The organism is Shinella sp. GW821-FHT10F02 (assembly GCF_058809275.1).
Genome location: NZ_JBXASL010000008.1, coordinates 116,840 through 131,455 on the forward strand (window position 1 = coordinate 116,840; position 14,616 = coordinate 131,455).

Genomic DNA, 14,616 nt, shown 5'->3' on the forward strand with positions numbered 1-14,616 from the left:
TCCAATCAAAATGCAGATGTCTGCATAGGTAGCGGCCCGCCTGCCCTGCGTCCAACTGAAAAGCTGCGACAAAGCGGCCGGGGTGTGCCCCAAAGCACAAACGGCCGCATCGCTGCGGCCGTTCGGAAGTTTTGTTCGGCCCGGATCAGCCGTGCGCGATCGGCGCGCCCCAGCCACCCCAGATGTAGATGGAGAAGAAGAGGAAGAGCCAGACGACGTCGACGAAGTGCCAGTACCAGGCGGCGGCTTCGAAGCCGAAGTGCTGCTTGGGGGTGAAATCGCCGCGAAGCGCGCGGATGAGGCAGACGATCAGGAAGATCGTGCCGACGAGGACGTGGAAGCCGTGGAAGCCGGTCGCCATGAAGAAGGTGGCGCCGTAGATCGAATCCTTGAAGGCGAACGGTGCGTGCGCGTACTCATAGGCCTGGACGAAGGAGAACAGCACGCCGAGGGCCACGGTGAGCGCCAGGCCGTTGACGAGGCCCTTGCGGTCGTTGTGCAGCAACGCGTGGTGCGCCCAGGTCACGCAGGTGCCCGAAAGCAGCAGGATGACGGTGTTGTAGAGCGGCAGGTGCCAGGGATCGAGAACCTCGATGCCCTTCGGCGGCCAGACGCCGCCGGTATAGGTGGCGCGCGCGGCCTGGATGGCTTCGCCGGGGAAGAGGCTCGCATCGAAGAAGGCCCAGAACCAAGCGACGAAGAACATCACCTCGGAGGCGATGAACATGATCATGCCGTAGCGCAGGTGCAGCGAGACGACGCGGGTGTGGTGGCCCTCATGGGCTTCCTTCACCGTGTCCGCCCACCAGGCATACATGGTGTAAAGCACGATCAAGAGGCCGATGTAGAAGATCCACGGCGTGGCGAGGTTGACGCCGAACAGGTGGAACGCGCCGCCCGAGACGTAGCGCATGTAGCCGATGCCGCCGAGCGCCATGACGAACGCACCGATGGAGGCAAGCAGCGGCCACGGGCTGGGGTCGATGATGTGGTAGTCGTGTTTCTTCTGATGCGCATCGGCCATTTGACTTATCCCCGAATGTATCGCGTTCATTCCCGGCATAGCCGGAAACGCATGTCTTTCAAAGCTTGTTCGCGTCGTCCGTCTTGATATCCGCAGACGAAACCACCGGCTTCGTCGCCTCATGCGGATAGAAGGTATAGGACAGCGTGATCGTGTGGATACCCTTGGTCTCGACCGGCTTGACGATCTCCGGATCAACGAAGAAGACCACGGGCATTTCGAGTTCCTCGCCCGGCTTCAGCGTCGTCTCGGTGAAGCAGAAGCACTGGACCTTGTTGAAATAGGCGCCGGCGGCCTGCGGCGTGACGTTGAACGTCGCCTGGCCGGTGGTCGGCGTCGAGGCGTTGTTGCGCGCCTTGTAGAGGATCTGCACGGTCTCGCCGATCTTCATCTCGACTTCGCGCTGCACCGGCTCGAAGGACCAGGCGAGGCCCGGGCCGACATTGGCGTCGAAGCGCACCTTGATGGTCTTGTCGAGGATGACGTCGGAAGCCTGCTCGACGCGCTGCGTCGTGCCGCCGTAGCCGGTGACCTTGCAGAACATTTCGTAGAGCGGCACGGCGGCATAGGCCATGCCGGCCATGCCGATGACGAAGGAACAGCAGATGGCGACGATCGTGCCGTTGCCCAATCCACTCTTTTCAGTCTGTTTCGTCTCGCTCATGTCAGCCCACCATTCCGCCGGCGAATTTCACCAGCGTGACGATGTAGAAGAGCACGACGAGGCCCAAAAGCACGATGCCGAGCGCGATGTTGCGGCCGCGGCGCGACTTCTTCTGGCTTTCCGTGAGGTTTACCGTTTCCATTATAGTACCCATCCGAATGATGCGATCAGGTGGTCGAGCATCAGCCCGGAGAAGACCGCGAACAGGTAGACGATGGAGAAGGCGAAGAGTTTCTTGGCCGGCACCATCGCGCGGTCGCCTTCCGGCATGCGCAACACGCCGACAGAATACCATACGAAGCCGAGGCCGAGCGCTGCGGCAAAGAGACCGTAGCCGAGGCTCGCAAAGCCGAGAAAACTCGGCACGACGGCGATGACGGCGGTCAGGATGGCGTAGATCAGGATCTGCACCTTCGTCGTCCACTCGCCGGCGACGTTCGGCAGCATCGGCACGCCGACGGCCTCGTAGTCGCGCATCTTGAAGAGCGCCAGCGCCCAGAAGTGTGCTGGGGTCCACAGGAAGGTGATGAGGAAGAGGACGACGCTCTCGATGGAGACGCCGCCGGTGACACAGACCCAGCCGATCATCGGCGGGAAGGCGCCGGCGGCACCGCCGATGACGATGTTCTGCGGCGTCGAGCGCTTGAGCCACATCGTGTAGATGACGGCGTAGAAGAAGATGGTGAAGGCGAGCAGGCCGGCGGCAAGCCAGTTGACCGCAAGGCCGAGGATCGCGACCGAGAAGGCGGAGAGCGTCAGGCCGAAGGCGAGCGCTTCTTCCGGGCGGATGCGGCCGGACGGGATGGGACGCTGGGCGGTGCGGGTCATGACCGCATCGATATCCGCGTCGTACCACATGTTGAGGGCACCGGAGGCTCCGGCGCCCACGGCGATACAGAGGATCGCTATGGCGCCGATGAACGGGTTGATCGTGCCGGGCGCCATGACCAGGCCGGCAAAGGCCGTGAAGACGACGAGCGACATGACGCGCGGCTTCAGGAGCTCGAAGAAATCACGCGGCGACGCTTCGGAGAGGTAGACCTCGCCGCCGCCTGCTGCTGTGTCGTGATGCTCGATGACCGCCATGTTCTTTCCGTCGCGTTCGGCCGGGTTTGCCGGCCTCTTTTAGAAATGGAGCCGCCGTTGCCGGCGGCCCCGATCGTCTGAAGACCTTACTTGATCTTCGGGAGCTGTTCCCACTGGTGGAACGGCGGCGGCGAAGAGAGCTGCCATTCCAGCGTGTTGGCGCCCTCGCCCCACGGATTGTCACCGGCGACGCGCTTCTTGGCGAAGGCTTCGACGATGCTGAAGAGGAAGATCAGCACGGCGAAGGCCGAGATGTACGAGCCGTAGGACGACACCGCGTTCCAGCCTGCGAAGGCATCCGGATAGTCGATGTAGCGGCGCGGCATGCCGGCGAGGCCGAGGAAGTGCTGCGGGAAGAAGATCAGGTTCACGCCGACGAACATGACCCAGAAGTGCAGCTTGCCGAGGAATTCCGAATACATGTAGCCGGTCATCTTCGGGAACCAGTAGTACCAGGCCGCGAAGATCGCGAAGACGGCGCCGAGCGACAGAACGTAGTGGAAGTGGGCAACCACGTAGTAGGTGTCGTGCAGGGCGCGGTCGAGGCCGGCGTTTGCGAGCTGGACGCCGGTGACGCCGCCGACGGTGAACAGGAAGATGAAGCCGATCGCCCAGACCATCGGCGTCGTGAAGCGGATCGAACCGCCCCACATCGTCGCGATCCAGGAGAAGATCTTCACGCCCGTCGGAACCGCGATGACCATCGTGGCGAAGACGAAGTAACGCTGCGTGTCGAGCGACATGCCGACCGTGTACATGTGGTGCGCCCACACGATGAAGCCGACGGCGCCGATCGCGACCATGGCGTAGGCCATGCCGAGGTAGCCGAAGATGGGCTTGCGCGAGAAAGTCGACACGATGTGGCTGACGATGCCGAAGCCGGGCAGGATCAGGATGTACACTTCCGGGTGGCCGAAGAACCAGAACAGGTGCTGGAAGAGGATCGGGTCACCGCCGTTTTCAGGCGCGAAGAAAGCCGTGCCGAAGTTGCGGTCGGTCAGCAGCATGGTGATGCCGCCCGCCAGGACCGGCAGCGAGAGCAGCAGCAAGAAGGCGGTGATCAGAACCGACCAGGCGAAGAGCGGCATCTTGTGCAGCGTCATGCCGGGAGCGCGCATGTTGAGGATCGTGGTGATGAAGTTGATCGCACCGAGGATCGACGAGGCGCCGGCGATGTGCAGGCCGAGGATGACGAAGTCCATGGCCGGACCGGGCTGTCCCGCGGTGGAGAATGGTGGATAGATCGTCCACCCGCCGCCGGCGCCATAACCACCCGCCGGCCCTTCGACGAACATCGAGAGCAGCACGAGCAGGAAGGCCGGAATGATCAGCCAGAACGAGATGTTGTTCATGCGCGGGAAGGCCATGTCCGGCGCGCCGATCATGATCGGCACCATCCAGTTGGCAAAACCGCCGATAAGGGCCGGCATGACCATGAAGAAGATCATGATGAGCGCATGTGCCGTCGTGAAGACGTTGAACATGTGCTTGCCGCCGTCGATGGCGGCGTCACCCTCGAAGCCGTAGACCATCTGGGCCAGGCCGTGGAAGATCTGGATGCCCGGCTCCTGCAGCTCCATGCGCATGAAGACCGAGAGCGTGCCGCCGATGATGCCGGCGAGGATCGCGAAGATCAGGTAGAGGGTGCCGATATCCTTGTGGTTGGTCGACAGGAACCAACGCTGAAAGAAAGTGAGCGGCTTGTGTTCGTGGTGATCGTTGTGATCGCCGTGGGCAGCGGATGTTCCGGCCATGGTCTCAACTCCCTTGGAATTACTGCGCGGCGTTCTGGGCGACGTTCACGGACTTGTCCGCTCCGTCGACAGACGCCATCAGGGCCTTGTTTGCCTCGCCGACATTCGTCGCGGCGGCAGCAAGCCAGGTATCGAACTTTTCCTGCGAGACGACGCGGATGGCGATCGGCATGAACGCGTGGTCCTTGCCGCAGAGCTCGGAACACTGGCCGTAGAACAGGCCTTCGCGATCGGCCTTGAACCAGGTTTCGTTGAGGCGGCCCGGCACGGCGTCGATCTTCACGCCGAAGGACGGCATGGCGAAGGCGTGGATCACGTCGGCAGCGGTGACGAGGACGCGCACATGCTTGCCGACCGGAACGACCAGTTCGTTGTCGACGGCGAGAAGGCGCGGATAGACGCCCTTGTCTTCCTTGCCGGCGCTAGCGCGGTCGCCGTCCTGCAGGAGAAGGCTGTCGAAGGAGAGCGGCGCTTCGCCGACCTGGTATTCATAACCCCAGTACCACTGGAAGCCGGTGGCCTTGATGGTCAGTTCCGGCTCTTCCGTGGGGGCGAGCTGCTTGGTGAGAAGCTGGAAGGACGGGATCGCCAGGAAGAGGAGAACGATGACCGGGCCGAGCGTCCAGACGACTTCGATCGCCGTGTTGTGGCTGGTCTTGGACGGAACCGGGTTCGCGCCTTCGCGGAATTTCACGACCACGAGGATGAGCAGGACGAGAACGAACAGGGTGACCGGTACGATGAACCAGAGTGTGTACTGCTCGAACCAGCGGATCTCTTCCATCATCGAGGTCGCGGCGGGCTGGAGGCCCTTCTGCCAGTCGAACGGCTGATCAGCGAAAGCGGTCGAAGCAAAGAGCAGACAGCCTAGAGCGGCCAGAACTGCAAAAGCTTTGTTTTTCACAACGTATCTCCCCAAGGCGTTTGATTGGGATCAAACAGGCGCGCAGAATCCCTGCTATACTGAGTGCTTAAAACCACAGTTTCATGCTCGCCGCAACAGCCATGGGGGACCGCCCGTGCGGCATTTTTGCGCAAAAGCAAAAGCCTTGGGCCTCTCCCCACAGTTTCTTCATAATTCCCTATAGCATGAAAGGTTTGGCCGCGGCGATCCCGACCGGAGCGCCCTTTTCGCGTGCCGCAAGCGCCTGTCCGGCAGGGCCTGGGCCACCCCTATTATAAAGTGTGCGCGGCCGGTCCAATTTCCGCCTTCAATCAATTGGAAATGAGCGCGCAGGGCTTTTCATTTCGGCCCCGTCCCTTCAAAGATACCCCGACTGATTCGAGATTCCGAGGTTTTCATGGGTTTTGCTCCCCTTTCCCGGCTGTCCCGGGCAGCATTCGGCCTTGCCGTCTTCGCGCTCGGCACGACTGCACTGGCCTCTGTTGCGACGGCCCAGCAGCCCGGCACGGTGAAATCCAACCATGGCGCCTGGTCGATCGTCTGCGATCAGCCGGCAGGTGCTTCCGGCGAGCAATGCGCGCTGATGCAGAACGTTCTCGCCGAAGACCGGCCGGAACTCGGCCTCTCCGTCGTCGTACTGAAGACCGCGGACCGCAAGGCGAAGATTCTTCGCGTGCTCGCGCCGCTCGGCGTGCTGTTGCCGAACGGGCTTGGTCTCAATGTCGACGGCAAGGATATCGGGCGGGCCTATTTCGTGCGCTGCTTTGCCGATGGCTGCTACGCCGAAGTCGTGCTGGAAGACGAACTCTTGAAGACCTTCCGCTCCGGCGCCACCGCCACCTTCATCGTCTTCCAGTCGCCGGAAGAAGGCATCGGCATCCCCGTCGACCTCAAGGGTTTTGGCGAGGGCTACGACGCGCTGCCGTAAGCCGCCCTCCGGCGGGCTTGCCGCCCGCCGCCGGGGGACTTACATGAACCCCGAGTTTAAAAGTTTGCGGAGCCTGCCATGAACACCGACCTCCTCTCCCTCTTCGATGCCGACGAGGCATCCGTGCAGGCGGTGCTGCGGGAAACGCTGAAGAGCGCCGACGACGGCGAGCTCTTCCTCGAACACGCCCAGGCGGAATCGCTCTCCTTCGACAACGGCCGCCTCAAGGGCGGCAGCTTCAACACCGACCAGGGTTTTGGCCTGCGCGCGGTAGCGGGCGAGGCCGTGGGTTATGCGCATTCGGGCGAGATGACGCTGTCGGCGCTGAAGCGCGCGGCGGATGCGGCGAGCGCCGTGACGCGCGGCTATTCCGCCGACTATTCCGAAGCGCCGCAGGGCACCAACCGGCAGCTCTACACGCAGGACAACCCGATCGGCTCGCCGACTTTCGAGCAGAAGGTGGCGTTGCTCACCGAGATCGACGGCTACCTGCGCGGCAAGGACCCAAAGGTGCGGCAGGTGACGGCGTCGATCGCCGCAAGCTGGCAGGTCGTCAACATTTTTCGCGCGGACGGGCACCGTGTCAGCGATATCCGGCCGATGACCCGCGTCAACGTCTCCGTCGTCGTCGGCGAAGGCGACCGGCAGGAGACGGGCAGCTACGGCATCGGCGGGCGCACGACCTTCGACGCTTTCCTCACCGAGGAGAGCTGGCGTTTCGGCGCCGACGAGGCGCTGCGCCAGGCGCTGGTCAATCTGGAAGCGGTGGAAGCACCGGCGGGCACGATGGACATCGTGCTCTCCTCCGGCTGGCCCGGCGTCATGCTGCACGAGGCGGTCGGCCATGGACTTGAGGGCGATTTCAACCGCAAGAAGACCTCTGCCTTTGCCGGGTTGCTCGGCGAGCAGGTGGCGGCCAAGGGCGTCACCGTTGTCGACGACGGCACGATCGACAACCGCCGCGGCTCGATCACCGTCGACGACGAGGGCACGCCGTCGGCCTATAACGTGCTGATCGAGGACGGCAAGCTGGTCGGCTACATGCAGGACCGGCAGAATGCGCGCCTGATGGGCATGAAGGCCACCGGCAACGGCCGCCGGCAGGGTTACGCCTACCGCCCCATGCCGCGCATGACCAACACCTACATGCTCTCCGGCGACAAGACGCCGGAAGAGATCATCGCCTCGGTGAAGAACGGCCTCTACGCCGTCTCCTTCGGCGGCGGACAGGTGGACATCACCTCCGGCAAATTCGTCTTCGGCTGCACGGAGGCCTATCTCATCGAGAACGGCAAGGTGACGGCCCCGGTCAAGGGCGCCATGCTGATCGGCAACGGCCCGGACGCCATGCGCCGCGTCTCGATGGTCGGCAACGACACCAAGCTCGACACCGGCATCGGCAATTGCGGCAAGGCCGGCCAATGGGTCCCGGTCGGCGTCGGCCAGCCGCATCTGCGGATGGATCAGATCACGGTGGGCGGGACGAAGACCTGATTTTCCAGGAACCGTTCGCGGTGCCCCTCATCCGCCTGCCGGCACCTTCTCCCCGCAAGCGGGGCGAAGGGACGTGTGGCAAGGTCTTTCCAGAAATTGTAACGCCGCTTGGTCATGAAGCCGGCGCATCCTCCCCTTCTCCCCGCTTGCGGGGAGAAGGTCGCGGCAGCGGGATGAGGGGCGGCGCCATCACGCGCTGCCAGGCACTGCAATCCGCCGCAACAACCACTCCCGAAACGCCCGCGCCTCCGGCGACAGGCGTTTGAAGTCGCGGGCGACGAGCCAGTAGGCGCCGTAGCGGATCGAGACGTCGAAGGGTTGCACCAGGCGGCCCGCGGCAATGTCCTCGGCGGCGAAGGACCGGTCGACCAAAGCCACGCCATGGCCGCGTATGGCAGCCTGCAGGACAAGATTGCCTTCCGTGAAGATCTGCGCACGACCCTGCGGCGCCTCGGGCAGGCCGGCGGCGGCGAACCAGCGCTGCCAGCTGCTGCGGTTCTCCTCGTGCAGCAGGGTATAGGCCAGAAGGTCGGCCGGTGTGGTGAGCGGCGGGCCGTCCTCGGCGAGGCACGGCATGATCACCGGGACCATTTCCACGTCGGCAAGATGCTCCGCCTGCGCGCGCGGCCAGGCGGTCGCGTCCGTCGAATGGCGGATGGCGATTTCGGGCTCGTGGGTGCGGAACTCGATCAGCCGCATGTCGGAATCGACCACGACGTCGATCTCGGGATGATCGGAGTGAAAATCGTCGAGATTCGGCACGAGCCAGCAGGCGGCGAAGGAGGGCTCCGCGCTGATCTCCAGCACGCCGCCGCCCCGCCTGCCACGGATTTCCGACAGGCTCGCATCCATCGCATCGAAGGCGCGCGACAGGACCTCGATCAGCGCCTGGCCGGCGGTGGTGAGCCGCACGCTGCGGTGGCGGCGCTCGAAGAGCGGCTTGCCGAGCTCGGCCTCCAGCTCCTTGACCTGCCGGCTGACGGCCGCCTGCGATACCAACAGCTCTTCCGCCGCGAGCGTAAAACTTCCGAGCCGGCCCGCCGCCTCGAAACTCCTCAGTGCCGTGAGCGGCAGCCGTCCGCGTTTCATCGCATAACCTCAAGTCATTCGAAATCGACGATAAACTCGTTTGAGCAAGGGTGGCAAGCGGGCGGACAATGCGGGCAGTTCAACAGATAGGAGGGCGCAACAATGTTTGTCCCCGTCACGCTCATTTTCATGGATGTCATCCGCATCCTCACCTTCCAGCAGGGACCGCCCCTGCCCTCGCGCCACAGGAAAGCCGTTGTTAACCACTCGGATACCGACCGGATGCGATAACGGCGGCAAGAAACAGCAAGGGAAGATACAGACGACATGCCGATCCGCAGCACAATGCGACAGGGTCTGAAGCGCGCCGTGATCACCGGCGGGCTGGAATTTGCGCATCTGGCGGAGCGGGTCGGGCTGATGGCGTCGGCGCGCGGCATGGGCGCGATCTTCACGCTGCACCATGTGCGACCGAAGGTGGCGCAGGCCTTCGATCCCAATGCGCATCTGGAGATCACCCCGGAATTCCTGGACGCGGCGATCGAGCACCTGACGGAAGAGGGCTACCAGTTCGTAGCGCTCGCCGACATGCCGGCACGCCTTGCCATCGCCCGGGCCGGCGAGCGCTTTGCCGCCTTCACGCTGGATGACGGTTACCGCAACAATGCCGTCCATGCCCAGCCGGTCTTCACCCGCCACAAGGTGCCGTTCACCGTGTTCGTCGCGCCGGGTTTCTGCTGCAAGACGCATGGCATCTGGTGGGAGACGCTGACGGAGCTTTTGCGCGTCGCGCCGCATCTGGAGTTCGATTTTGGCTCCGGCGCGGTCACCATGCCGCTCGCCACGCCCTTCCAGAAACAGGCCGCCTTCAGCCGCTTCGCCCGCTTCATCCAGGTGGAGACGGAGGAAGCGGCGGCGATCGAAAAGCTCGACGCCGCGGCGAAAGCCCATGGCATCGACCCGATGATGCTGACCGAACGGCTCGTCATGCGCGAACCCGAACTGAAGAGCCTTGTGCTCAACCCGCTGGCCTCGATCGGCGCCCATACGGTCAGCCACCGCGCACTCGCCCGCCTCAGTGACGCGGAGGCGCGCCGCGAGATGGAGCAGTCGGCCGACCGCATTGCCGCGATCATCGGCCACCGCCCGGAAACCTTCGCCTACCCCTATGGCGACCGCGCCGCCGTCTCGCCGCGCGAACACCGCCTCGCCAAGGACCTCGGCTTCCGCGTCGCCGTCACCACGGACCCCGGCACGCTCTCCACCCGCTCCTTCGACACCCCGACGACACTGCCGCGCATCTCACTGAACGGGCTCTACCAGAAGCCGAAATATGTCGGCGCGCTGGCCTCCGGCATCCCGTTCCGGCTGCTGAGGCGCTGATCCCTCACGGATACATCCGCGCCTTCGTCCAGCCCTTGCCGTCTTCCGCGTGGCGGAATTCGACGCGGTCGTGCAGGCGGAAGGGGCGGTCGTGCCAGAATTCGATCGAGACGGGTTTCAGGCGGAAGCCGGACCAGTGCGGCGGGCGGGGGATTTCACCGATCGCGTAGCGGGCGGTATATTCGGCAACCGCCTTTTCCAGCGCGAAGCGGCTTTCGAGCGGGCGCGACTGTTTCGAGGCCCAGGCGCCGATGCGGCTGCCGCGCGGGCGCGAGGCGTAATATTCGTCGGCCTCGGCATCGGTGACCACCTCGATATCGCCGCGCACCCGCACCTGGCGGCGCAGCGATTTCCAGTGGAAGCACATGGCGGCCTTGTGGGCGCCGAGAAGCTCGACGCCCTTGCGGCTTTCGAAATTCGTGTAGAAGACGAAGCCGCGCTCGTCGAAACCTTTCAAGAGGACCATGCGCACATTGGGCAGGCCGGTCTCGTCGACGGTCGCGAGCGCCAGCGCGTTCGGGTCGTTCGGCTCGGTCTTTCCGGCCTCTTCCAGCCATGTGCCGAACAGGGAATAGGGCTCGTTCTCCTGGGTGAAGTCACCGCTTGTTAACGCATTTTCGCTCATATTCGATTCAATGCCGATCTTTTTGACGATTGGGGGCAGACAGGAGTGGATGTCATAGCAAAGTCGCGACCCGAGACAAAGCCATACTGGGCGCGCTGCCTTGCTGTTGCCGGCGTGACGATGGGCTGCGCGCTTCTGCCGGGCTGCATGGGCGGCCTCGACGTCTTTTCCGACAGCAAGGTCGATACCGTGCGCACCAGCGCCGTGCCGGCCGGTGCGGAGCGGCTGACCGACGAGATCACCGTGCGCAACGCCGTCTCCTCTGCCGATATTTCGCGCACCGCCGGCAACCCGATCCCCTGGGCGAACTCCGCCTCGGGCAGTGCGGGCGTGATCAACGCGATTGCGGAAAACCGCGACGATGCCGGGCGCACCTGCCGCGATTTCGTGACGACGAAACATTCCTACCAGGGAATCGCCAATTATTCCGGCCGCACCTGCCTCGGCAGTTCCGGCGAATGGCTGCTGCTGGCCTTCGATCGCCAGGGCTGAATCGTCTCGCGCGCATGTTTGCGATTTTTCAACCCTGACCCGTAACCAGTGATTAGGACGTGCCCCCTATCATGGTCGGCAAAACGACAATGGGTGGAAGTTATGCGTGACCCCTATTCGGTGCTGGGCGTGAAAAGAAGCGCCGGGCAGGATGAAATCAAGGCGGCCTGGCGCTCGCTTGCAAAAGCAGTGCATCCCGACCAGAACCATGACGACCCCAACGCCACCGTGCGCTTCACCGAAGCCGGCCGGGCCTACGATCTTCTGCGCGATCCCGACAAACGCAGCCGCTACGACCGCCAGCAGCGCGAGGCCGAGCTTCGCCGCATGGAGCAGATGCGCCGCCAGCAGGCCGAACGCAAGGTGAGAAACGACCCGCCGCCGCGCATGGCGGACGAAGGCGCGGAAGACATGATCGCCCGCATCTTCGGCGTCGATTCCCGCGGCCAGCCGGCCGAGGGCAAGCCGCAGGCCCAATCTCAAGCGCAGGCCCAGAATCAGGGCCGCCCGCAGCCGCAGGCCGCAGCGGCGCCCGCCCAGGATGCCCGCAAGGCGACCGACGAGCCTGAAACGGACGACGCGGGCCAGGGCCGCGGCATCGCGCCGGCCGCCGCCATCATCTCCGCCATCATCCGCCGCATTCGCGGTGGCCGCCCCAAGGTCGACAAGGCGCCGGACTTCTTTGCCGACATTACCGTCACCGTCGAGGACATCCTGAACCGCGTGCGCCCGACGCTCGAAACGCCGGACGGCCAGACGCTGCGCGTGCCGATCGGTGCGGGCACGACGGATGGCCAGATCATGCGCCTCAAGGAAGCCGGATACCGCTTCGAGAACCTGAAGCGCGGCGATGCCGTCATCACCGTGCGCGTCGCGCCAGGCCGCTTCCGGATCGATGGCTTCGACCTGAAGGTCGACCTGCCGGTGACGATCGAGAATGCCGTGCTCGGCTGCGAGACGACAGTCGAGGGGCCGCTCGGCTCCTTCCCCGTGACGGTGCCGGCCTGGTCGGGTTCCGACCAGAAGATCCGCATCGAAGGCGAAGGCCTCGTCATGGAAAATGGCGAACGCGGCGATCTGATTGCCGAAATCCGCCTTCTCCTGTGGGAAAAGCCGGATGCCAAGATGATCGACCTGATGCGCAGCCTGCGCGAAGGCCTTTATCTTTAAATCGATTGTGACGCTTTCATAAAACATGCACCCATTGTTACGGATGCTAACAGTTCCTGAAGCCCCACGCGCTTGAACCGCATTGCTGCCTATGCCATAGGCACAATTGACTTAAGTATCAGGGGGCAAACCATGGTTCAGGCATCTGGTCTGATGAAGGGCAAGCGCGGCGTCATCATGGGCGTCGCCAACAACCGTTCCATCGCCTGGGGCATCGCCAAGGCTATCCATTCACAGGGCGGCGAAATTGCCCTCACCTATCAGGGCGATGCGCTGAAGAAGCGCGTCGAGCCGCTGGCGGCCGAAATCGGCGCGGTGCTGGCTGGCGATTGCGATGTGTCCGACGAAGCGTCGATCGACGCGGTCTTCGAGAATATCGAAAAGACCTGGGGCAAGATCGACTTCCTCGTGCACGCCATCGGCTTTTCCGACAAGGACGAACTGACCGGCCGCTACGTGGACACCACGCCGGCGAACTTCGCCAAGACCATGCAGATCTCGGTCTATTCCTTCACGTCGGTCGCCCGGCGCGCGGAAAAGCTGATGACCGATGGCGGCTCGATGCTGACGCTGACCTATTATGGCGCGGAAAAGGTCATGCCGAACTACAACGTCATGGGCGTTGCCAAGGCCGCACTCGAGGCAAGCGTGAAGTATCTTGCGGTCGACCTCGGCCCGAAGAACATCCGCGTCAACGCGATTTCGGCAGGCCCGATCAAGACGCTTGCCGCCTCCGGCATCGGCGATTTCCGCTACATCCTCAAGTGGAACGAGTACAACGCGCCGCTGCGCCGTACCGTCACCATCGAGGAAGTGGGCGATGTCGGCCTCTACATGCTCTCCGACCTGTCGCGCTCGGTGACCGGCGAGACGCATCATGCCGACAGCGGCTATCACGTCGTCGGCATGAAGGCCGTCGATGCGCCGGACATTTCCGTCATCAAGGACTGAGTGAACTCCAAGCAGCGGGACTGCACCTTGCCCATCTACATGATCCGACACGGCCAGACCGCGTGGAATGCAGAGGGCAGGCTGCAAGGCCAGCAGGACATCCCGCTGAACGACACCGGCCGCAAACAGGCGGCCGGTAACGGCGCCGCCCTCAAGGGCATTCTCGGGCAGACGGTTTCCGATTACGATTTCGTGGCGAGCCCGCTCGGGCGCACGCGCGAGACGATGGAAATCCTGCGCCGCGCCATGGGCCTAGACCCCCTCACCTACCGCACCGACCCGCGCCTCGTCGAAGTCTCCTTCGGCGACTGGGAGGGCCATACGCTGCCCGAACTGATGGCGAAGGTGCCGGACAGGGTCGAGGAGCGCATGCATTCCAAGTGGAACTTCATTCCGCCCGGGGAAGCCGCGGAAAGCTACGAGATCCTCTCGTGGCGCATCGCCTCCTGGCTTGCCGACGTGCGCGGCCCGACCGTCTGCGTCAGCCATGGCGGGGTTTTTCGCGCGGCGTTCCGGCTGCATGGCATGGCGGAAGAAGAAGCCGCCAACACGCCGATCCACCAGGACCGCGTGCTGCGCATCGACGCGACGGGAATGCACTGGCTTTGAGGCTTGCGCCATAGTGGCCCCTCACCTGCCTGCCGGCATCCTCTCCCCGCAAGCGGGGCGAGGAACGATGGGCTCGCCGTTCTGCCCCTTCGCCCCGCTTGCGGGGAGAAGGTCCCGGCAGGGGGATGAGGGGCAAATTTTTACTGAATGATTTCGAGATCGTTGATGACGCGCTTGCCGTCGACTTCGGTGTAGAACACCAGCACCTTCACGCCCGGCTCCAGGCCTTCGAAGTTGAACTCTTCCGGCGCCTGGTACTTCTTGCCGTCGTCGAGCGACAGGCTGAGGCTGCCGGTGTCGACGCTGGTGATCACGGCCTCGACATCGGCGCTTTCGGCCGAGGCGGCGAGCGGCGAGAGGAAAACGGCCGTAGCCAACAGCGCGGCGATCAATAGGCGCATCGTGCGAACCCCTGGGAATGAATCAGTCTTTTTGCTGGTCACGTCAGATGCCCCCCAAATATGGCGAAATTCGCCCGTCCCCACGCGCGTTTTGGAATGGAT

General features: G+C 63.8%; 16 protein-coding genes. 7 read left to right on the top strand and 9 right to left on the bottom strand.

The genetic code is table 11. The features are described 5' to 3' along the window. Positions 1-145: 145 nt before the first annotated feature. From AC1RWL_RS24000 to coxB, 6 genes are all read right to left on the bottom strand, one after another. A complete protein-coding gene (locus AC1RWL_RS24000; RefSeq protein WP_435267393.1) occupies positions 146-1,024 on the bottom strand; it encodes a cytochrome c oxidase subunit 3 in 879 nt (292 codons plus the stop codon). A 58-nt stretch (positions 1,025-1,082) separates the two neighbouring features. Beyond that, positions 1,083-1,688, bottom strand: a complete 606-nt coding sequence (locus AC1RWL_RS24005; protein WP_256118617.1) for a cytochrome c oxidase assembly protein — start codon at positions 1,686-1,688, stop codon at positions 1,083-1,085. A gap of 1 nt (position 1,689) precedes the next feature. After that, a complete protein-coding gene (locus AC1RWL_RS24010; RefSeq protein WP_256118616.1) occupies positions 1,690-1,830 on the bottom strand; it encodes a cytochrome c oxidase system small membrane protein in 141 nt (46 codons plus the stop codon). Next, complete coding sequence (locus tag AC1RWL_RS24015; RefSeq protein WP_493095704.1) at positions 1,830-2,774, bottom strand: heme o synthase; 945 nt, start codon at positions 2,772-2,774, stop codon at positions 1,830-1,832. The genes AC1RWL_RS24010 and AC1RWL_RS24015 overlap by 1 nt, the downstream gene beginning before the upstream one ends. A gap of 86 nt (positions 2,775-2,860) precedes the next feature. Further along, positions 2,861-4,528 (bottom strand): cytochrome c oxidase subunit I, encoded by a 1,668-nt coding sequence (ctaD, locus tag AC1RWL_RS24020; RefSeq protein ID WP_256118614.1) that lies wholly within the window; start codon positions 4,526-4,528, stop codon positions 2,861-2,863. 19 nt (positions 4,529-4,547) lie between these two features. Then, positions 4,548-5,432, bottom strand: a complete 885-nt coding sequence (gene coxB, locus AC1RWL_RS24025) for a cytochrome c oxidase subunit II (RefSeq protein WP_493095705.1) — start codon at positions 5,430-5,432, stop codon at positions 4,548-4,550. 397 nt (positions 5,433-5,829) lie between these two features. Here coxB and AC1RWL_RS24030 point away from each other — a divergent pair, with 397 nt between their 5' ends. Next, positions 5,830-6,360, top strand: a complete 531-nt coding sequence (locus AC1RWL_RS24030) for an invasion associated locus B family protein (RefSeq protein WP_435267396.1) — start codon at positions 5,830-5,832, stop codon at positions 6,358-6,360. Between the two features lie 78 nt (positions 6,361-6,438). Beyond that, on the top strand, positions 6,439-7,854 hold the full coding sequence (gene tldD / locus AC1RWL_RS24035; protein WP_493095706.1) for a metalloprotease TldD: 1,416 nt from the start codon (positions 6,439-6,441) through the stop codon (positions 7,852-7,854). A 189-nt stretch (positions 7,855-8,043) separates the two neighbouring features. Here tldD and AC1RWL_RS24040 read toward each other — a convergent pair whose 3' ends face one another. Beyond that, positions 8,044-8,943 (bottom strand): LysR substrate-binding domain-containing protein, encoded by a 900-nt coding sequence (locus AC1RWL_RS24040; RefSeq protein WP_493095707.1) that lies wholly within the window; start codon positions 8,941-8,943, stop codon positions 8,044-8,046. 285 nt (positions 8,944-9,228) lie between these two features. On the opposite strand from AC1RWL_RS24040, the gene AC1RWL_RS24045 reads away from it, so the two are divergent. Next, a complete protein-coding gene (locus AC1RWL_RS24045) occupies positions 9,229-10,266 on the top strand; it encodes a polysaccharide deacetylase family protein (protein ID WP_493158501.1) in 1,038 nt (345 codons plus the stop codon). A 4-nt stretch (positions 10,267-10,270) separates the two neighbouring features. Here AC1RWL_RS24045 and pdxH read toward each other — a convergent pair whose 3' ends face one another. After that, positions 10,271-10,891 carry a pyridoxamine 5'-phosphate oxidase gene (gene pdxH, locus AC1RWL_RS24050; RefSeq protein WP_493095709.1) on the bottom strand — a complete coding sequence of 207 codons (621 nt, stop codon included), beginning with the start codon at positions 10,889-10,891 and terminating at the stop codon, positions 10,271-10,273. Between the two features lie 45 nt (positions 10,892-10,936). On the opposite strand from pdxH, the gene AC1RWL_RS24055 reads away from it, so the two are divergent. The 4 genes from AC1RWL_RS24055 (at position 10,937) to AC1RWL_RS24070 (ending at position 14,113) form a co-directional block, all read left to right on the top strand. Further along, positions 10,937-11,383, top strand: a complete 447-nt coding sequence (locus AC1RWL_RS24055) for an RT0821/Lpp0805 family surface protein (protein WP_493095710.1) — start codon at positions 10,937-10,939, stop codon at positions 11,381-11,383. Between the two features lie 102 nt (positions 11,384-11,485). Next, on the top strand, positions 11,486-12,553 hold the full coding sequence (locus AC1RWL_RS24060; protein ID WP_493095711.1) for a DnaJ C-terminal domain-containing protein: 1,068 nt from the start codon (positions 11,486-11,488) through the stop codon (positions 12,551-12,553). A gap of 132 nt (positions 12,554-12,685) precedes the next feature. Continuing rightward, a complete protein-coding gene (fabI, locus tag AC1RWL_RS24065; protein ID WP_256118605.1) occupies positions 12,686-13,504 on the top strand; it encodes an enoyl-ACP reductase FabI in 819 nt (272 codons plus the stop codon). A 27-nt stretch (positions 13,505-13,531) separates the two neighbouring features. After that, positions 13,532-14,113, top strand: a complete 582-nt coding sequence (locus tag AC1RWL_RS24070) for a histidine phosphatase family protein (protein ID WP_493095712.1) — start codon at positions 13,532-13,534, stop codon at positions 14,111-14,113. A gap of 140 nt (positions 14,114-14,253) precedes the next feature. Here the strand turns inward: AC1RWL_RS24070 and AC1RWL_RS24075 are convergent, their stop codons facing one another. Next, positions 14,254-14,514 (bottom strand): DUF1344 domain-containing protein, encoded by a 261-nt coding sequence (locus AC1RWL_RS24075; RefSeq protein ID WP_256118603.1) that lies wholly within the window; start codon positions 14,512-14,514, stop codon positions 14,254-14,256. Positions 14,515-14,616 lie beyond the last annotated feature (102 nt).